Annotated in this window: 16 protein-coding genes; 8 read left to right on the top strand and 8 right to left on the bottom strand. The window is 61.7% G+C overall.

All coding sequences use genetic code 11. The features are described 5' to 3' along the window. Positions 1 to 35: 35 nt before the first annotated feature. The gene (gene trpE / locus AABB87_RS15410; protein ID WP_341972071.1) at positions 36 to 1,526 is read right to left on the bottom strand and encodes an anthranilate synthase component I; all 1,491 of its coding nucleotides are present in this window, start codon (positions 1,524 to 1,526) and stop codon (positions 36 to 38) included. A gap of 673 nt (positions 1,527 to 2,199) precedes the next feature. On the opposite strand from trpE, the gene AABB87_RS15405 reads away from it, so the two are divergent. Then, positions 2,200 to 2,808, top strand: a complete 609-nt coding sequence (locus AABB87_RS15405) for a chalcone isomerase family protein (protein ID WP_341972070.1) — start codon at positions 2,200 to 2,202, stop codon at positions 2,806 to 2,808. On the opposite strand, the gene gph is transcribed toward AABB87_RS15405, so the two are convergent. From gph to napE, 7 genes are all read right to left on the bottom strand, one after another. Continuing rightward, on the bottom strand, positions 2,780 to 3,439 hold the full coding sequence (gph, locus tag AABB87_RS15400) for a phosphoglycolate phosphatase (protein ID WP_341972069.1): 660 nt from the start codon (positions 3,437 to 3,439) through the stop codon (positions 2,780 to 2,782). The two genes, AABB87_RS15405 and gph, sit on opposite strands and share 29 nt — an antisense overlap. Positions 3,440 to 3,587: 148 nt before the next feature. After that, positions 3,588 to 4,799: a sodium/glutamate symporter gene (gene gltS, locus AABB87_RS15395; RefSeq protein ID WP_341972068.1), complete on the bottom strand. Its 1,212-nt coding sequence runs from the start codon at positions 4,797 to 4,799 to the stop codon at positions 3,588 to 3,590. Positions 4,800 to 5,547: 748 nt separating this feature from the next. Further along, positions 5,548 to 6,201: a cytochrome c3 family protein gene (locus AABB87_RS15390; RefSeq protein WP_341972067.1), complete on the bottom strand. Its 654-nt coding sequence runs from the start codon at positions 6,199 to 6,201 to the stop codon at positions 5,548 to 5,550. Positions 6,202 to 6,223: 22 nt separating this feature from the next. After that, the gene (locus tag AABB87_RS15385; protein WP_341972066.1) at positions 6,224 to 6,709 is read right to left on the bottom strand and encodes a nitrate reductase cytochrome c-type subunit; all 486 of its coding nucleotides are present in this window, start codon (positions 6,707 to 6,709) and stop codon (positions 6,224 to 6,226) included. 20 nt (positions 6,710 to 6,729) lie between these two features. After that, the gene (napA, locus tag AABB87_RS15380; RefSeq protein ID WP_341972065.1) at positions 6,730 to 9,219 is read right to left on the bottom strand and encodes a periplasmic nitrate reductase subunit alpha; all 2,490 of its coding nucleotides are present in this window, start codon (positions 9,217 to 9,219) and stop codon (positions 6,730 to 6,732) included. Beyond that, positions 9,209 to 9,490 carry a chaperone NapD gene (locus AABB87_RS15375; RefSeq protein ID WP_341972064.1) on the bottom strand — a complete coding sequence of 94 codons (282 nt, stop codon included), beginning with the start codon at positions 9,488 to 9,490 and terminating at the stop codon, positions 9,209 to 9,211. Before AABB87_RS15375 ends, napA begins: the two co-directional genes overlap by 11 nt. Positions 9,491 to 9,527: 37 nt before the next feature. Further along, complete coding sequence (gene napE / locus AABB87_RS15370; protein ID WP_058722530.1) at positions 9,528 to 9,683, bottom strand: periplasmic nitrate reductase, NapE protein; 156 nt, start codon at positions 9,681 to 9,683, stop codon at positions 9,528 to 9,530. A gap of 546 nt (positions 9,684 to 10,229) precedes the next feature. Here napE and AABB87_RS15365 point away from each other — a divergent pair. From AABB87_RS15365 to AABB87_RS15335, 7 genes are all read left to right on the top strand, one after another. Then, positions 10,230 to 10,616: a SirB2 family protein gene (locus AABB87_RS15365; protein ID WP_341972062.1), complete on the top strand. Its 387-nt coding sequence runs from the start codon at positions 10,230 to 10,232 to the stop codon at positions 10,614 to 10,616. Positions 10,617 to 10,715: 99 nt separating this feature from the next. Then, positions 10,716 to 13,502, top strand: coding sequence for a helix-turn-helix transcriptional regulator (locus AABB87_RS15360; protein WP_341972061.1), 2,787 nt, complete (start codon positions 10,716 to 10,718; stop codon positions 13,500 to 13,502). Between the two features lie 259 nt (positions 13,503 to 13,761). Next, complete coding sequence (locus AABB87_RS15355; RefSeq protein ID WP_341972060.1) at positions 13,762 to 14,814, top strand: AraC family transcriptional regulator; 1,053 nt, start codon at positions 13,762 to 13,764, stop codon at positions 14,812 to 14,814. Between the two features lie 465 nt (positions 14,815 to 15,279). Next, the gene (locus tag AABB87_RS15350; protein WP_341972059.1) at positions 15,280 to 15,912 is read left to right on the top strand and encodes a DUF6160 family protein; all 633 of its coding nucleotides are present in this window, start codon (positions 15,280 to 15,282) and stop codon (positions 15,910 to 15,912) included. A gap of 94 nt (positions 15,913 to 16,006) precedes the next feature. Continuing rightward, positions 16,007 to 16,639 (top strand): DUF6160 family protein, encoded by a 633-nt coding sequence (locus AABB87_RS15345; RefSeq protein ID WP_341972058.1) that lies wholly within the window; start codon positions 16,007 to 16,009, stop codon positions 16,637 to 16,639. Positions 16,640 to 16,735: 96 nt separating this feature from the next. Continuing rightward, a complete protein-coding gene (locus AABB87_RS15340; protein WP_341972057.1) occupies positions 16,736 to 17,272 on the top strand; it encodes a DUF6160 family protein in 537 nt (178 codons plus the stop codon). After that, positions 17,260 to 18,057 carry a hypothetical protein gene (locus tag AABB87_RS15335; RefSeq protein ID WP_341972056.1) on the top strand — a complete coding sequence of 266 codons (798 nt, stop codon included), beginning with the start codon at positions 17,260 to 17,262 and terminating at the stop codon, positions 18,055 to 18,057. The genes AABB87_RS15340 and AABB87_RS15335 overlap by 13 nt, the downstream gene beginning before the upstream one ends. The last annotated feature ends 3 nt before the right edge of the window (positions 18,058 to 18,060 follow it).

Here is an 18,060-nt window from a genome sequence, read left to right as displayed (position 1 = left end):
GATTGCAATGTCGATGGTCGATCATCAGCAACATATCAAAACCCCTCTTCCACCAACTCGGCTGCGCGAATCAAGGCCCTGGCCTTGTGCTCGGTTTCGGCCCATTCCAGCTCCGGCACCGAATCGGCCACCACGCCGGCCGCCGCCTGCACATACAGGGTCTGGTCTTGCACGATGCCGGTGCGGATGGCGATGGCCAGGTCCATATCGCCGGCAAAGCTCAGGTAGCCGCAAGCGCCGCCGTAGATGCCGCGCTTGACGGGCTCAAGCTCGTCAATGATTTCCATCGCGCGGATCTTGGGGGCGCCGCTCAGGGTGCCCGCCGGGAAAGTGGCACGGAAGACATCCATGCTGCTCAGTCCCTGGCGCAGCTGCCCTTCCACATTGGAAACGATGTGCATGACATGCGAGTAACGCTCCACCGCAAAAGCATCGGTGACCTTGACCGAGCCGGTCTCGCTAATGCGGCCCAGGTCGTTGCGGGCCAGGTCGATCAGCATCAGGTGCTCGGCGCGCTCCTTAGGGTCGGCCTTGAGTTCGGCTTCCAGCGCGTGGTCCAGCTCGGTGGTGGCGCCGCGCGGGCGGGTGCCCGCCAAGGGGCGAATGGTCACCGTCTGCTGGCCAGCAGCACAAGCCTCCTGGCGCACCAAAATCTCCGGCGAGGCGCCGACGATCTGGAAGTCCCCCATGTCGTAGAAGTACATGTAAGGGCTGGGGTTGAGCGAACGCAGCGCCCGGTACAGGCTCAGCGGCGACTCGGTATAGCGCTTGCGCAGGCGCTGGCCAAAGACGATTTGCATCGCATCGCCCGAGGCAATGTATTCCTTGGCCTTGAGTACGCCGGCCAAATAGTCGGCCTTGGCAAATTCACGCTCGACGGGATGCGACTGCACGCGTTTGACCTGCGGCGCGCTGACGCTATAGGTCAGCTGGTCACGCAAAGCGGTCAGGCGCTTCTGGGCGCGGAAATAGCTTTCAGGCTGAGCCGGGTCGGCGTAGACGATCAGATAGAGCCGGCCCGACAGGTTGTCGATCACGGCCAGCTCCTCGCACTGCAAGAGCATCACATCGGGGGTGTTGAGCCCGCCGGGCTTTTCCGTCTTGGCCAGCTTGGGCTCGATATAGCGCACCGCGTCATAGCCGAAGTAACCGGCCAGGCCTCCGCAAAACCGCGGCATGCCGGGGCGCAGCGCGACTTTGAAGCGCTTCTGGTAGGCCTCGATGAAGGCAAGCGGGTCGCCTTCGTGGCGCTCGGTCAGCTGACCATCGGTCGTCACCTCGGTGATGCGGCCGTGGCTCTTGAGCACCGTGCGGGCCGGCAGGCCGATGAAGGAATAGCGGCCGAAGCGCTCGCCGCCCACCACCGACTCCAGCAAAAAGCTGTTCTTACCGCCGCCCGCGCCACTGGCGCAAAGCTTGAGGTAGAGCGAGAGCGGGGTTTCCAGGTCAGCGAAGGCTTCGCTGATCAGCGGAATGCGGTTAAAGCCTTGGGCAGCCAGGCTTTTGAATTCAAGTTCAGTCATCACGAAACCCTTTGAAGGAAGGGAAACGGCGGCCCGACCATGCAGGGTTTGGGGCGCGCCGCTGGATTCAGGGCGCTTGGCTGACAGCGAATTTTTCACGCGACCGACCGGTTCGCCAACATGGGCTCAGGTCAGGTTTCGCGCCGGCCGCGTCACTCATTGGAGTGAGAGGCAACCGGTCATGCAGCATCAAGCGGCTTCAGCGATTGAAGACGTGCGAGTGACGACGCCAGGGCCAGGCTCCCCGGTCATGCGACCCTTTGATGTGCTTGCGCGTGATGAACATGAGCCCAGTGTAGCAGCGCCTCGTGCGGCGCAAATGACAGCCAAAATGCCGCCGCCAAGCCCGCCATTTCGCCTGCTTGCGCGGCAAGAGCGCATGCGAAACTGACCACGGCTCAGCCAAGCGAATGGCGTTCCCTGCCATGAAGCATCTGCGGCGACGGGGCAGAGTGTTGGTCACCGGTACGCGCCCGGGGCACTATTTCCAAGCAATTTCCGAGCAATAGGCGCCGCGATTGGTGAAATATGTAACGCCGTGTGTCGCCCAATCGCAGTTCCTAATGAGGAACGAGGCACATCGCTGGCAGATACTCCGCAGCTGGGCAAGCAAAGAAGCCCAAGCTGTGCGCCACATCACCCAGACCACAGCCATAACTAGACTAGGAGATACAGCATGCGTGTTTTTTTGATCGCCGCAGCCTTGGGCCTGCTGCTTCCTTTGGCCAGCCCGGCACTACATGCCGAGACGGTCGAAGTGGCCGGGGTGAAGTACGAGAGCCCCGTCAACGTCAACGGCAATATGATCGAACTCAATGGCGCGGGCGTGCGCTACAAGGCCGTCTTCAAGGTCTATACCGCAGGACTCTACCTCGGCAAGAAGACCGATGACATCGATACGGCGCTCAACAGCAATGTTCCCAAGCGCCTGCACCTGACCATGTTGCGCGAGGTGGATGCCGCCGAGCTGGGCCGACTGTTCACCAAGGGCATGGAGCAAAACGCCACCCGTGAAGAATTCGGCAAGGCCATCAACGGCGTGCTGCGCGTGGGTGAAATCTTCTCCAGCCGCAAGGGCCTGGCAGTGGGCGAGCACTTCTCGGTCGACTACATCCCCGGCACCGGCTCGGTGATTCAACTCAACGGCAAGGTGCAGGGTACGCCGATCCGCGAGCCCGAGTTCTATTCGGCCTTCTTGCGTATCTGGCTGGGCAAGTCGCCAGCCGATCAAGCACTCAAAGAAGCGCTGATGGGCGTCAAACGTGAGACACGGGGCCGTAACTGATTTGATCCAGCCGGTCCACATGCTGGTGGGCCGGCACCGCGCGAATGGGTTCTCCATGGTTATAGCCATAACTGACTAAAACCACGGGGCAGCCCGCAGCAGCTGCCGCCTTGGCATCATTGCTGGAGTCGCCAATCATCCAGGTGTCGCCGGGCAAGGTCCCTAAGGCCTCACAGGTTTTCAGCAGTGGCATGGGATCGGGCTTTTTGCGCGCAAAGCTGTCGCCGCCGAAGACTTCGTTGAAGTAGCCAGCAAGCCCCTTACGGCGCAGCAAGTCCTTGGCAAACGCCGCCGGCTTGTTGGTGACGCAGGCCAGCGGCAAGCCCAGTTGCTTGGCTTTTTCCAAGCCTTCCAGCACACCGGGAAAAACGGCCGAGAATTCGCCATTGATGGCGGCGTAATGCGCCTGGTAGGCGGCCCAGGCGCACTCATACAAGTCGGCATCACCACCGACATGCGCCAAAGTGCTGCGGATCAAATGCTCGCTGCCCTGCCCGACCGTCAGCTCGACAAAGTCGCGTGTCACGGCCGGCAAGGCCAACTCGGCCAAGACCCGGTTCAGCACGACGCAAAAGTCGCCCAGGGTGTCGATCAAAGTTCCGTCAAGGTCGAAGATGAGAGCGGTGGGCATAGGCGGGGATGACTCAATGGCATTCAAAAACTGCTGAGCCCGGATCGTAGCTGCTGGGATCGCAGGGCCTGCAAAGCGTCCATCACACCGATCGCCGCCTGCACGGCTGCAACAGCTGCGCCCGGCTCAAAACACCAGTCCCTTCCGCTCAGAAGATGGGCAGTGCCATGAACAGCTTGATGACGATGGCATTGGCAATATCGATGAAGAATGCACCGACCATCGGTACGACGATGAAGGCCAGATGGGACGGGCCAAAGCGATGGGTGACCGCCTGCATATTGGCAATCGCAGTGGGCGTGGCGCCTAGGCCAAAGCCGCAGTGGCCGGCGGCCAGAACGACGGCATCGTAGTTCTTACCCATCACGCGGAAAGTCACGAAGATGGCATAGGCCGCCATGGCGCCTGCTTGCACCAAAAGAATCAGCAGCATGGGCAGGGCCAAACTGGCCAGTTCCCACAGGCGCAAACTCATCAAGGCCATTGCCAAAAACAGCGCCAGGCTCACATTGCCCAAGACCGAAATTTCACGGTCAAACACTTCGTACCAACCCAGGCCGGACAAGATGTTTCGCAGCAAGACGCCATTGAACAGAACGCAAACAAAAGTGGGCAGCTCAAACGGGGTGCCCTGCAAGGCTTCGGCAAGGATATTGCCGCCAGCCATACTCAGAACGATCAGCGCCAGGGATTCGATGAATGAGTTCACCGTAATCAGGCGCGTCGCCTGCGGCTCCTCAAACATGCCGGGGTCGCGATCCTGATTGTGTTGCGCTCCTGGCGAGGCCACCTTTTTGAGCAAAAGCTTGGCGACCGGGCCGCCAATCAAGCCGCCCAGCACCAGGCCGAAAGTGGCGCACGCCATGGCCAACTCGGTGGCGCCGGCAATTCCAAACTGCTCGCTGAACACCTTGCTCCAAGCCGCGCCCGTGCCGTGGCCACCCGAGAGAGAAATCGAGCCTGCCAAAAGACCAAGATGACCATCCAGCCCCAGCACCTTGGCCAGGCTGATGCCGATCATGTTTTGCATCAGCAATAGACCCAGTACCACCAAGAGGAACTTCATGATGACGCTACCGCCAGCACGCAAGCTGGATAAATCGGCTGAGAGCCCGATGGTGGCGAAGAAGGCCAACATCAGCGGCGTCTGTATGGTGGTATCAAACTTGACACTGACTCCCGTGATTTGCTGAACCATCAGCATCAGCAAAGCGACGACCAAACCGCCAGCAACCGGCTCGGGAATGGTGAAGGCCTTGAGCGGCGCCGTTCTCTCAACCAGAAAGCGGCCGAACAGCAAAACCAGTGATGCAGCGACCAAAGTGCCATAACTGCCGATAGTGACAAGATTCGTACTCATGAACTCTCCGGTTGAACGACTTCGGTCTTGCTCGGTTTTGCGATTGGCGCGTCAATCGCTTGCTGATATTTCTCAGCAAGTCATGGAGCAACTCAGTGCCAAGGTTTGCCGCGACGGCGTAGGGACTAATTGGTGCCCGGGATACTGGGCGATGAGTGGCCGCGCACCAAATCCGGCGCCACTGGGAATCGACCACCACTCGCGAGCCTCAATGGCATCGCAATGAATCTCGTCGCGGCGCTTGTTGCCATCTGCTTAAGGGCTCGCCGGGGGAACTTAGGCTTCAGCAGTCAGCGGCGTAATGATTTGCCGACGTCAGTTTGCCTCGATTGCAGCGCCAAGATGTGGCAAATGTGTAGCAATAGTTATTGAAAATTGAACCCATCCCAAGTCAAGAATCGCGTGCTTGGCGTCCACTGGGATTGAGCTGCTTCTCTGGCGACACATCGCCAAGCCCAAGCCAATCCGCATGCAGCTGAGGCAGACGAGATTGGCATATGTGAGCTGCGCAGCCCGCCAGCCAATGCGCCAACTGGCAAGCGGCGGAGACAGGCAGGCGTCTCGACGATGCAAGCCTCGCCATGCCTGGCGGGCAAACCTGAGCTTGACCTCTTGGCGCCGTACTCCGCAGAAGCGGCGCTGGGCCACAAGAAAGCGCTTGTCGGGCGGAAGCTCAACGCCCCTCTATCAGCTCCAGGCAAGACGGGCAGCGTTTACGCAGCCAGCACAGCCCATTCAAGCGACAGCGTCAGGGCTTGGCGGGATTTACCCTGGCGCCCTCGTCACCTCGAGGCACAGCTTGGCCAGGACTGTCCAAAGCGGTTTCTCCAGGCGGGATGTGCGGCAGCCGGTGGGCAATGCCCTTGTGACAGTCAATACAGGTCTTTTCCTTGCTGGCCAGGTAGGTCGTGTGCATGGTCTGGGCGCGCACGCTTTGGCGCGTGAAGTCCATGGAATCGTAGTTGTGGCAGTTGCGACACTCCAGCGAATCGTTGGCCTTGAAGCGAGCCCATTCGTGCCGCGCGAGTTCCAAGCGCTTTTCCTGAAACTTCTCGGGCGTGCTGATGGTGCCGAAAACTTTGCCCCACACTTCCTTGGATGCTTGCATCTTGCGGGCGATCTTGTCCGTCCAGTCATGCGGCACATGACAGTCCGAGCACACGGCGCGAACACCGGAGCGGTTGGTGTAGTGGATGGTGCTCTGCAGTTCCGCAAACACGTTCTCGCGCATTTCATGGCAGCCCGTGCAGAACTTCTCCGTGTTGGTCAACTCCATCGCGGTGTTGAACGCACCCCAGAAGAGCACGCCGCCAATGAAGCCGCCAATGGTCAGAAAACCCAGGCTGAAGTAGACGCTGGGCCTACAGATCACCGTCCAATAGCGCTTGAGAAGTTTCAACATGGCAGAAGGCTCCTCGATTCGTTCACTTCTTGGGCGCCTTGCCCTGCAGGCTGCGCTGGATCACCGTGTCCACATCCTCAAAGGTATTGGGCACGATAGGACGCGCTACGTCCTGAGCCACATGGCACTGCTGGCAAAAATAGCGGCGCGTGGACACCTGGCCCAAGATGTGGCCGTCACGGTCCATATAGTGGGTGACGCTGACCGGCACGGCCTGGGAGGCCGAGGTCTTGGCCCGGGCGTGGCAGTCCAGGCACTTGTTGAAGTTCTTGTCCACCTGATAGCCATCAACCCGGTGCGGAATGATGGGCGGCTGCATGGCGTAGTTGCGGGTGCGACGCTGGTCATCATTGACCGCATTGCCCAGCAAGGGCGGCTTGGTGGTCTCCATGAGTGGCGTGGGGCCACGGGCCTGATCAATGAAGGCTTGGCCCTGCTGAGCATGCGCCACCGTACAGGAAGCGACCCAGCACAAGAGCAAGGCGAGGTGTCGAAGGATGCGGTTCATGATCACTACTCCTTGTTCGCTCAGACCTTGGTGATCTTGACGGCGCACTTCTTGAAGTCGGTCTGCAACGAGATCGGGTCCGTGGCATCCAAAGTGAGCTTGTTGATGAGTTGGCTGGCATCGAACCAAGGCACGAAGACGAGCCCACGCGGCGGCTTGTTGCGGCCGCGTGTTTCCACACGGGTGCGCATTTTTCCGCGCCGTGATGACACCTCCACCTCACTGCCGCGGCGCACGCCCAGGGCCTTGGCATCGTCAGGGTGCATATAGCAAAGCGCATTGGGCATGGCGCGATGCAACTCAGGAACCCGGCGTGTCATCGAGCCCGAGTGCCAATGCTCCAACACACGACCGGTGGACAACCAGAAGGGAAATTCCTTGTCCGGCGACTCGGCCGGTGGCTCATAAGGCAGGGCAAAGACCACCGCCTTGCCGTCCGGGTGACCATAGAACTGGAAGCCGGTGCCGGCCTTGACATAGGGGTCGGTGCCCTCGCGGTAGCGCCACAGAGTTTCCTTGCCGTTCACCACCGGCCAACGCAGGCCACGGACGGCGTGGTACTCATCGAAGGGCGCCAGGTCATGCCCGTGCCCTCGGCCAAAGGTCGCGTACTCCTCGAACAGGCCTTTTTGCGCGTAGAAGCCGAAAGCTTTGGATTCGGCGTTCTCATAGTCCGGGCTGGTTTGGGAGAGCGGGAACTTGTCCACATTGCCATTGCGGTAGAGCACATCAAACAGCGTCTTGCCGCGTACCTCGGGCTGCTTGGCAATCAACTCCTCCGGCCACACCTCTTCGATCTTGAAGCGCTTGGAGAACTCCATCAGCTGCCACAGATCAGAGCGGGCCTCGCCGGGCGCAGTCACCAGCTGGTGCCAGAAATGCGTGCGGCGTTCGGCATTGCCATACGCCCCCTCTTTCTCCACCCACATGGCGGTGGGCAGGATCAGGTCAGCCGCCACAGCGGTGACGGTGGGATAGGCATCGGAGACAACGATGAAGTTGTCCGGATTGCGATAACCCGGATAGCCCTCGTTGCCCATATTGGCGGCGGCCTGCATATTGTTGTTGACCATCACCCAATAGGCATTGAGCTTGCCGTCCTTGAGCATGCGGTTTTGCAGCACCGCGTGGAAGCCCGGCTTGTCGGGAATCGTGCCGGCCGGCACCTTCCAGATTTCTTCGGTGTGGGCGCGATGCTTGGGGTTGGTCACCACCATGTCCGCCGGCAAGCGGTGCGAGAAGGTACCCACCTCGCGCGCCGTACCGCAGGCCGAAGGCTGGCCGGTCAGCGAGAAGGGGCTGTTCCCCGGCGTCGCGATTTTTCCGGTCAGCAGGTGAATGTTGTAAACAAGATTGTTCGCCCAGGTGCCGCGCGTGTGCTGGTTGAAGCCCATGGTCCAGAAGGACATCACCTTGGTCTTGGGGTCGGCATACAACTCGGCCAAAGCCAGCAGACGATTCTTGGGCACGCCAGAGAGTTTGGCCGTGTACTCCAGATCGTAGGTGGAGACGAACTTGGCGTATTCCTCGAAGCTGATCGGCTTGGCGCCATTGGGGTCGCCCGCGTTCTTCGCCGCCTTTTGCAGCGGATGCTCGGGGCGCAAACCGTAGCCAATATCCGGATTGCCCAACTTGAAGTTGGTGTGCTTGTTGACGAAGTCCTTATTGACCCGACCGGTGGTGATGATGTGGTTGGCGATGTAGTTCAGGATCGCCAAATCGGTCTGCGGCGTGAAGGTCAACTCCAGATCGGCCAACTCGTAGGAGCGATGCTCGAAGGTGGACAGCACCGCCACTTTGACATTGGGGCCGCTGAGGCGGCGGTCAGTGACGCGCGTCCACAGCACGGGGTGCATCTCGGCCATATTGGAGCCCCACAGCACGAACACCGTGGCAGCCTCAATATCGTCATAACAACCCATGGGCTCGTCCATGCCGAAGGTGCGCATGAATCCGGTCACGGCGGAGGCCATGCAATGCCGCGCATTGGGGTCGATATTGTTGGTACGGAAGCCCGCCTTCATCAGTTTGGAGGCGGCATAGCCCTCCCAGACGGTCCACTGGCCAGAGCCGAACATGCCAACGGCTGAAGGCCCTTTGGCCTTGAGTGCCGCCTTGAATTTTTCGGCCATCACGTCGAAGGCCTTGTCCCAGGAGACGGACTGGAACTCGCCGTCCTTGGCGTACTGGCCGTTCTTCATGCGCAGCAGCGGCGTCGTCAGGCGATCCGCTCCGTACATGATCTTGGACAGGAAGTAGCCCTTGACGCAGTTCAGGCCACGGTTGACCTCCGCCTGCGGGTCGCCTTGGGTGGCCACCACACGGTTGTCCTTCACCGCCACGGTGACGCCGCAACCGGTCCCACAGAAGCGGCATGGCGCCTTCGACCACGTCAGCTTATTGGCTTCGGCATAGGCATTGCCCCCCTGCGCCACAGCAATAGGAATGCCGGCTACGGTCCCGGCCGCTGCTGCGGCGGCTTGCCTGACAAAGTCACGTCTAGTCGACATGGTTGATCTCCGTACTCAGGGTTTCGAGGGATTCGGTGTGCTGGTAGACCATGGCGACGGTCAGCACGCCAGGGGCCTGCCGGATCAGTTCGATCTGGTCCAGGATGGCCGCAGACGTGGCGGCCTCAAGCGTGACAACCAATTTGCCGCGGGCCGCGTCAACACCGTGGACTTGGGCATCGGGCAGGGCTGCAATGGCTTCGATGACTTGCGCCACCGAGCTCGTCACGGCATGCACCACGAGACTGGTGATGTGAAGTTCTTCGCTCATGGGATCTGGCGGCAAGCGCGTGGGTGGATCATGCCGATCAAGCCCCCGGGGGGCCTGCAAACATCTGATAGATCCAGACCGCGAAGCCAAAACCAGCGACAAGCAAAGCGGCCAGGATGGGCGCCGTCACTGCCGACAGGAAAAGGAAGCTGCGCAACTCTTCAGTTCGCGTGGACGGAGCGTCTGCCGACACCTCATCGCGAGGATCGCTGCTAGTACTTTGCAAGATCGTCTCCTTGTTCAGCATGAATCAATACTGAACTGAATCGCCCCAGAGCACCTGTTTATACCGGCGCTTCCTTCTGGCTGTCAAACATATGCATCGCTGCCGATGCCCTGTGCACACCTGCACGCCTGCAAATCGCAAATTGGCTGGCCTCGGCCGGGGTCAGGTCTTGCTAGCACGTGCTCGTGCACCCGGATTCGACTTCGGCCGCCGACTCTATTCTCAGGTTCTCAGATCATTCGAATAGATCGCGCAAGTTAGCATTTGCCTTCGCTCGGAAAGCGCATTGCGCTTCACTTTTTTGGAAATGCGAGCGACCTTAGGCCTAGTGATATGACCCTGCAATCCCTAACAGTCTCATTCGCGCATCATGCGCCTCACTAGATCCCCCCCACTCCAGCCGCTTCACCCGCCAATGGCTGGCGCCCGTCAACCAGCAAATCAACTCATGAACAAAGTGCCGCAGCAGCGCGCAAGCCGCCCACGGACAGACGAAAGGACGGATTGATCGTCATGGACTACATCACACTCAAGACCGTGCATCAGACCGCCGTGGCGCTGTCCATCAGCGGCTTTTTCGCGCGCGGGCTGGGCGGCTTGCTGGGGGCGGGCTGGGTGCGCAGCCGCGCCGCCAAGACCTGGCCTCACCTCGTCGACACGGTCTTGCTGCTGTCGGCCCTCAGTCTGGCTTGGCAGCTGCGGCTACAACTGGATCAAGCCCCTTGGCTAACCGCCAAGTTGATCGGCTTGCTGGTCTATATCGGCCTGGGCGTCTTAGCCCTCAAGCCGGGGCGGCCGCGGGGCTTGCGAGCCGCCGCCTTCCTCGGTGCCTTGCTGACCGTCGCCTGGATGGTATCGGTCGCGATCAGCAAACATCCGCTGGGATTTTTAGGCGCCTGAGCGCTGTGAAAATGCCGCCACAACAACATCAAGGCTTTCACTAGCCCGCGCTAGCTTCACGATCAAGTACCCTAGCGCCTCCGTCACTGCTCGCCCTCCATGCCGCTTCTCGACGCCCCACAACCCAGCCGCCACCTGGTGGAAAACCCCAACCTCGCCGGTTGGCTGGAGGACTGCGACGAGGTGAGCCTGGTGCTTGCAATTGCGCCCGCCGGCTTTGGCAAGACCACGGCCATGTTGAGCTTGTTCGAGCAGCTGCGGGCCCGCGGCTACGCCACCACCTGGATACAGCTCAGCGCCGAAGACAACCATGTCGAGCGCTTTTGCACCCTGATGCAATCCGGCCTGAGCGCCAGCAACGAGCCGGGCCGCGCGCGGCCGCAGGCCAATCTGATGGACGCGCGCTACGCCGGCTCGCAACTAGGCCAGGATGTGCTGGAAACCGTGGCACAGATCGCCAAGCCCACGGCGATTTTTCTCGACGATTTCGACCACTTGCGCGACGCGCGCTTGATCGACCTGATCCAGCGCCTGATTGAGCGCATGCCCGCGCATTGCAAGCTCTTCATCACGGCGCGCAACACGCCCTTGCTGCGGCTCTACAAGCTCAAGGCTCAAGGCCGCCTGCTGCAGATTGGCATGACCGAGCTGAGCTTTGACGCCGAGCGGGCCGACATCTTCCTGAACCAACGCCATCAGCTGCAACTTGACGCCGCCAGCGTGCGCCGCCTGGTGCATGCCACCGAAGGCTGGCCCGCCGGCTTGCAGCTAGCAGCCCTGGCGCTGAAAGCGCGCGGCGACAAACGCGGCTTCATCGAGAATTTTTGCGAGCAGACCGCCGACATCGGCCGCTACCTCTACGAAGAAGTGTTCTGGGACCAGCCGGCCGAGCTAAAAACATTCTTGCTGCTGAGCAGCCCGATCAAACAACTCAATCCCGGCATCTGCAATGCGGTGGTGCAGATCAACGATGCCGCGCAACTGCTGCGCCAGTTGGAGCAGCAAAGCCTGTTCATCCTGCGCATGGGCGCGGCCGGCAACGAGTATCGCTACCACCCCTTGTTCGCCGAGTTCCTGGAACGCAAGCTGTGCGAGGACATGCCCGAGGCCCTGCCCGGCTTGCACCAGCGCGCCGCCAACTGGTTCATGCAAACGGGCGATTCGGCCTCGGCCATCAACCATGCGCTGACTGCTGGCAATCACGAGCAGGCCTGCGAGATCCTGTCCACCCACGCATGGTCCGCCCTGGCGCGCGGCCACATCAGCACCTGCCGGGCCTGGATGAGCCGCATCCCGCAAGAGGTGCTGGCCCATTACCCGGAACTGCTGGTGGTGTTGAGCTGGGCCTATATCTTCCAGTACGAGTACGCGTTAGCTGGCCAGATTGCACGCCAGCTCAAGAGCGAGCCGCGCGTGCAAGACCTGCCCGAATACCGCTTGCTGGAGCCGCTGTCCCTGATCCTGATGGATCGCTTGAGCGAAGGCGAGACCCTGCTGCAAAGCCAGGCCAATATCGCCATGACCAGCGTCGGCGGTTTGAGCGAAGCGGTGTTCTGCTGCCTGAATGCCTATGTGGAGCTGTGCTCACACCGCTTCGACGCAGCGTTGCGTAATTCCGACCGCGCCCGCACCTTGTTCAAACGTGCAGGCGGCGTCTATGGCACCACCTTCAGCTTCGGCATTGCCATGTACACCCTGCTAGCCCAGGGACAGCCTTTGCAGGCGATCCAGCTGCTGGAGCCTAGCTTTGCCGAGCTGTGCCGCAACGGCGGGCGCCACAGTGTCAGCAGTGCCTATATCGGCATTTATCTGGCCGGTGCACTCTACGAAGTGGGCGAATTCGAGCGCGCCGAAAGCCTGGCGCGCGAGTATCTGGACTTATCGGCCGAGCTGGTGTTTCTGGACGCCATCGTCATCGCCCACCGCGTGCTGTCACGCGGCCTATGCCGGCGCGGCCAATACGCCGAGGCGGGCGCTCTGATCGTGGCTGGCGCGGAGCTAGGTCGTTCACTCGGCCTGGCGCGCATCGTGGCACCCATGCGGCTAGAGCAGCAATACCAGCTGGTGCATCAGCTGGACCACGGACCGGCCTCGCCCGCCACCCGCCTGCCCCTGCATGCCAAATGGGACTTCGCGACCGACCGCATGACACCCATCAACGACGTCGAGGACCAAGCCCTGGCCGGCCTGCGCCAAGGCCTGCGTGAGGGCCGTGCCAGCGAGGTGCTGGAAGCCTGCATCACCAAGCGCGAGAAGACTGGCCGACTGGGGCGCCTGCGCCGCCAACTCAAGCTGGGCATCTTGCAGGTGCAGGCGCTGCAGCTGCTGGGGCGTGAGGCCGAGGCCTTGGCCTTGCTGAGCGAATTGCTGCACAGCGATGCCGGCCAACAATTGCGCGCCAGCTTTCTGGAGGAAGGCCCACTGCTGCCGCGCCTGCTGATGCAGCTGCAAGCCCAAGGCACAGGCACAGGCACCGCAGCCCAGCGACAAGTGCTGGACGGCCTGGTGGACTTGGCCCAGGCGCAGGGTTGCGCGGCAACGAACAGCATGAGAACGCCAGCACCGCGCGAGGCTAGCGCAGCTGTGCCGCTGCGCGCGCCGCCTATGAGCAGCTATTCGCCCGACAGCATTGCTGACATGGGGCATGCCGAAGAAGCCGGCACCGAATCGACGGTAGCCGCGGGCGCGCCCAGCGGTTTGTCGGCGCGCGAGCTGCAGATCCTGCAATGCCTGGCGGCCGGCATGCCCAACAAGCAGATTGCCAACAATCTGCACATCTCCGAACCCACCGTGAAGTTTCATCTGCGCAACGTCAATCACAAGCTCGACGCCCGCAACCGCACCCATGCGGTCTTCATCGCCCGCGAACGCGGCTGGGTGCGCTAACAGAGCAACAAAGCACCCACTGCGGGCGCGGCGCAAGCAGCCAAAGACGGCATGCCAGGGGCGCAAGACCCGCGCGGGTCCTGACCCGCCTGGCGTTTTGCACGCAGCTCAGGTGACAGCTCACCCCTATCCTCACCCTATCCTTTCGGACAGCGAGGACTAACCCCCGAAACGCGCAGCACCTCACCCTTTGGACGGCGACAAGGCCCAGGCCGGCACCTAGAGTCGGGCACCTTTCCGCTCCCGCCCTTCTGTGCCCATGACGCGCACTCACGCTGCCAACGCCGCACTCACAACGCAAAACAAACTCCATAGCAGTGGCAGCCTGGCCAAGACCGCGCTCGAATCAAGCTGGCGCACAGCCATGGCCGAGGCATTGGCCAAACATGGCCTCGCACTGGAAGAGCTACTGAGCCAGTTGGGCATCAACCCGGCGGAGACCGACCTGCGCGTGCTGTCCGACGCCTACAACAAGGTTTGGGAATTGGCCGCGGCGCGCAGCGGCGACGCCGGCATCGGCCTGTGCGAGCTCAAACACCCGCTGGTGGCCATGGGCAACCTGACCCATCTGATCCTGTCGGCCCGCAGCCTGGGTGAGGCCTTGGCCCATCTGCAGCGCTACTCGGTGCTGCTGTCGCCGACCATCAACTTGGAACTGCAACACGGCCCCACCTACAGCCGGCTCAGCGTTGAATTCTTGAAAGGCCTGCACAAGCCCCCCATGCAGCGCTATGACTTCATGGCCCATGTGTTGCTGCAAGCACTGACCTGGGTGACCGGCACACGCATCCGGCCCGCCTGTGTGGAATATCCACTTCTGGCGCCGCGTGACACCTCGCCCTGGCAAGCCGCCTTCGACTGCGATCTGCAATTCAGCGCCGAGGTTTTCTGCATCGTCTTCCACAGCGAAGACATGCAGACGCCCATCCCCACCGCCAACCCCGCCGTGGCGGCACTATGCGTGGCCGAGGCCCAACAGCAAATGGCCTCGCACGAGGGCAGCGTGCAGCGCCGCGTGCGCCAGGCCCTGGTGCAGCAACTCCCTAAGGGCGACCCCAAGCGCGACACCATTGCCGCCATGCTTTGCATGAGCGAGCGCACCCTGCAGCGCCGCCTGCTGGAAGAAAGCACCAGCTTCAACAAACTGCTCGACGAAACCCGTCGCGAGCAGGCCGAGCGTTTTCTGGCCAAGGGCAGCATCTCCGCCACCGAGATGAGCTTCGCTCTGGGATTTGCCGACCCGAGCAATTTCTACCGCGCTTGCAAGCGCTGGTTTGGCCACTCGCCCAGCCATCTGCGCTGCGGCGCTTGAACCTGCGCAGACGGCCGCGCAATTCATCCAGGCAAGACCTGACCCTCATGCGCTTTCAGGCAAGCACGGCCCCATGCCTGCACCGCAGTTTTCACCACGAATTCCCACACGCCACAACAGCGATTGCGCCCGATTCACCGAGCGCTTTCGCGGCACCTTTCAGACATCAAAACAGGCATCAGGAGATACCCGAAAAATCCGCGTCGACCTTCCTTGGGGTTGTCACTCCCCACCGAACGGAGGGCCTGCAAGGCCAAGAGCTTGGCTCGCAAAGTCAGAAGAATCTGCGCACAAATCCGCATCATGCGTTCACGCCGCTGACAACTCTGCGCCGAGCCAGATCCGATCGGAGACGGTACAGATGAAGAGTTAGGTCGTGAACGAAAGCACCAAGGTTCATGGTCAATAGGCGCGTAGAGAAAAAGAGTTCCTCCCCTTTTAAAACCACATTAGGAGATATCAAACATGAAGTCCTTCTTCAAGCTTTCCGCTGTCGCCGCTCTGCTCGCTTCTGCCCTGTCGGCATCCGCCATGACCGCCATTGATGACAGCGCCCTGTCGCAAGTCAGCGGCCAGGACGGTGTGTCCATCGCCGGTGACCTGAACATCAACATCGGCTCCTTCAAGTACACCGACACCGACGCAAGCGGTGGTTCCGTGTCCTTCAACGACATCAAGATCAACGGCATGTTCGTCATGACCGTGGACATCCTGGGCAAGAGCGCCTTCGTCGGCACCGTGGCTGACTCCATCGGCGCCCGCCTGGGCCTGACCCAAGCCGATGCCGACGTCGGCAAGGCACTGGCCGGCGGCATCGCTGTGCCTCCCACCGCCGGTGGCGTTGCTGTGGCAACCCAACTGGGCAAGCTGACTGCTGCCACCTTTGACGCCTTCGGTGCAGCCACCGGCGGCGCCATCTACGACGCCGCCAGCGATGTCGTGCAGTTCGCCTTCCCCAATGCCAAGCTGGACAGCAAGCTGTCGCCCAGCATCTCGGTCGGCGCCATCAAGATGGGTAACGGCACTGCCTCCTTCGGCAGCGTGGCCATCAACAACATGGACCTGCAAGGCACCAAGGTCTGGATCTGGGCTCACTGATCTGACTCTTGACCTTGCGATGCCCGGCCGCTCACACGATCGGCCGGCATCACAAAACCTCCATTCAAATTTGTATTGCTAGGAATTCATCATCATGAAGTTCTTCAAACTCTCCGCTGTCGCCGCCCTGCTCGCCACTGCTGCTCTGTCGGCATCCGCCATGACCGCCATTGATGACAGCGCCCTGTCGCAAGTCAGCGGCCAGGACGGTGTGTCCATCGCCGGTGACCTGAACATCAACATCGGCTCCTTCAAGTACACCGACACCGACGCAAGCGGTGGTTCCGTGTCCTTCAACGACATCAAGATCAACGGCATGTTCGTCATGACCGTGGACATCCTGGGCAAGAGCGCCTTCGTCGGCACCGTGGCTGACTCCATCGGCGCCCGCCTGGGCCTGACCCAAGCCGATGCCGACGTCGGCAAGGCACTGGCCGGCGGCATCGCTGTGCCTCCCACCGCCGGTGGCGTTGCTGTGGCAACCCAACTGGGCAAGCTGACTGCTGCCACCTTTGACGCCTTCGGTGCAGCCACCGGCGGCGCCATCTACGACGCCGCCAGCGATGTCGTGCAGTTCGCCTTCCCCAATGCCAAGCTGGACAGCAAGCTGTCGCCCAGCATCTCGGTCGGCGCCATCAAGATGGGTAACGGCACTGCCTCCTTCGGCAGCGTGGCCATCAACAACATGGACCTGCAAGGCACCAAGGTCTGGATCTGGGCCCACTGAGATCTGTCCTGATCTGAGCTTCGCCTGATCGACCGACCCGGGTCCCAGGACCCGGGTCTTTTTTTCCCCTTCGCCTCCTTCGTGTGCCTTTTCGCCATGAACCGCATCCTGCTCGCCCTTGTCATCGCTGTGCTGCTGGCCGCCTCGGTCGGTGCCGCGCATGCCATGGCGCGGATGGAGGACGAGGAAATGGCCGAAGTGCATGGCCGCGATGGCGTGACGATCGCGTCGGATCTGAATATCCACATCGGCTCCTTCGTCTACAGCACGCAAAGCACAAACAACCCGAACGGCGGCACCATCGCCTTCAAAGACATCAAGATCAACGGTCTCTTCGCGATGACCGTGGATGTGCTGAGCGCCAATAGCTTCACCAGCGCCATGAGTAATTCGATGGCGGCCTACGGCGCCGACGGGGCGGCCGGCATCGCCCGCCTGATCAGCAGCGGCCTCTACGACAACCGCAGCGATGTGATCCAGCTGGCCATCCCCAATGCCGGGCTCGACCACCGCTTAAGCCCCAGCATCAGCGTGGGTGCGGTGACCATGGGCAATAGCAGCGCGTCCTTCGGCAGCTTCTCGCTCACCAATCTGGACATGCAAGGCTCCAAGGTGTGGATATGGGCGCGCTGAAGATGCTGCGTCACCTCTTGGCCGCCCTACTGGTACTGAGCAGCGCCAGCGCCGCCCGGGCGCAAGGTGCGCCGCTGCCGGACTACGAGCTGTCACGCGTTTGGGGTCAGGCCATGGTGGAGGTGACGAACACCAGCGTCAACGGCTACGACTTCTCACGCGTCACCCTCAATGCCGACATCAAGCTGAGCGCCAACTTCAGCAATATTCGCCTGGGCGAGTACAACGTCGCCGCCAATAACGGCGCCGGTGCCGATTTCGCCATCAACCGCCTGCAGTTCGGCCGCAGCGATCTGGACGACGCGGCCCGCACCGTGGCGCTGAGCAACCCTTATCTGGAGCTGGTCTACCGCAACGCCGGCAATGCCAGCACGCGCGAAGTGATCGGCATGCGCCTGGGCTTTGAAGGCATCAGCGGCCACATCGGCCTGGCCGCGCACAGCATCAGCGGCTCGCTGGCTTTCACCGATACCCTGGGCCGCACGCTCGACACCAACCAAGACCCGCAAGGCGGCAAGCGCTGGGACGGCACGAACTGCGGCGCGGGCAACACCTGCCCCTTCAATCTGGCCAACGTCAGCGCCATTCAGGCCGGTGATAGCAACGGCCCCAGCCGCGACTTCTTCATCTCGATTCTGAAACAGTCGGTGCAATACCCCAGCGCCGCCGGTCAGCCGCCCAGCAGCGCGGCCATGCAAGGCCTGTGGCTGAACTGGCGCGACCGCCTGCTGGCCCTGAACCCCGGCGCGGCCCTGCCGCCCAACCTGCCCAAACCCGGGGGCTGAGCC

This window comes from Roseateles sp. PN1, assembly GCF_038419725.1.
In the GTDB taxonomy this organism is placed as follows: Bacteria; Pseudomonadota; Gammaproteobacteria; order Burkholderiales; family Burkholderiaceae_C; genus Paucibacter_A.
The sequence above is the reverse complement of the archived record's forward strand: the minus strand, read 5'-3'. Positions and strand labels throughout refer to the sequence as shown.

Bases quoted from the DNA above. Each gene is read 5' to 3' on its own strand.
- gph (WP_341972069.1), bottom strand. From the start codon at position 3,439: ATGCCCACCGCTCTCATCTTCGACCTTGACGGAACTTTGATCGACACC.
- napA (WP_341972065.1), bottom strand. From the start codon at position 9,219: ATGTCGACTAGACGTGACTTTGTCAGGCAAGCCGCCGCAGCAGCGGCC.
- AABB87_RS15390 (WP_341972067.1), bottom strand. From the start codon at position 6,201: ATGTTGAAACTTCTCAAGCGCTATTGGACGGTGATCTGTAGGCCCAGC.
- AABB87_RS15350 (WP_341972059.1), top strand. From the start codon at position 15,280: ATGAAGTCCTTCTTCAAGCTTTCCGCTGTCGCCGCTCTGCTCGCTTCT.
- AABB87_RS15340 (WP_341972057.1), top strand. From the start codon at position 16,736: ATGAACCGCATCCTGCTCGCCCTTGTCATCGCTGTGCTGCTGGCCGCC.
- AABB87_RS15365 (WP_341972062.1), top strand. From the start codon at position 10,230: ATGGACTACATCACACTCAAGACCGTGCATCAGACCGCCGTGGCGCTG.
- gltS (WP_341972068.1), bottom strand. From the start codon at position 4,799: ATGAGTACGAATCTTGTCACTATCGGCAGTTATGGCACTTTGGTCGCT.
- AABB87_RS15335 (WP_341972056.1), top strand. From the start codon at position 17,260: ATGGGCGCGCTGAAGATGCTGCGTCACCTCTTGGCCGCCCTACTGGTA.
- AABB87_RS15360 (WP_341972061.1), top strand. From the start codon at position 10,716: ATGCCGCTTCTCGACGCCCCACAACCCAGCCGCCACCTGGTGGAAAAC.
- AABB87_RS15385 (WP_341972066.1), bottom strand. From the start codon at position 6,709: ATGAACCGCATCCTTCGACACCTCGCCTTGCTCTTGTGCTGGGTCGCT.
- AABB87_RS15355 (WP_341972060.1), top strand. From the start codon at position 13,762: ATGACGCGCACTCACGCTGCCAACGCCGCACTCACAACGCAAAACAAA.
- AABB87_RS15375 (WP_341972064.1), bottom strand. From the start codon at position 9,490: ATGAGCGAAGAACTTCACATCACCAGTCTCGTGGTGCATGCCGTGACG.
- AABB87_RS15345 (WP_341972058.1), top strand. From the start codon at position 16,007: ATGAAGTTCTTCAAACTCTCCGCTGTCGCCGCCCTGCTCGCCACTGCT.
- AABB87_RS15405 (WP_341972070.1), top strand. From the start codon at position 2,200: ATGCGTGTTTTTTTGATCGCCGCAGCCTTGGGCCTGCTGCTTCCTTTG.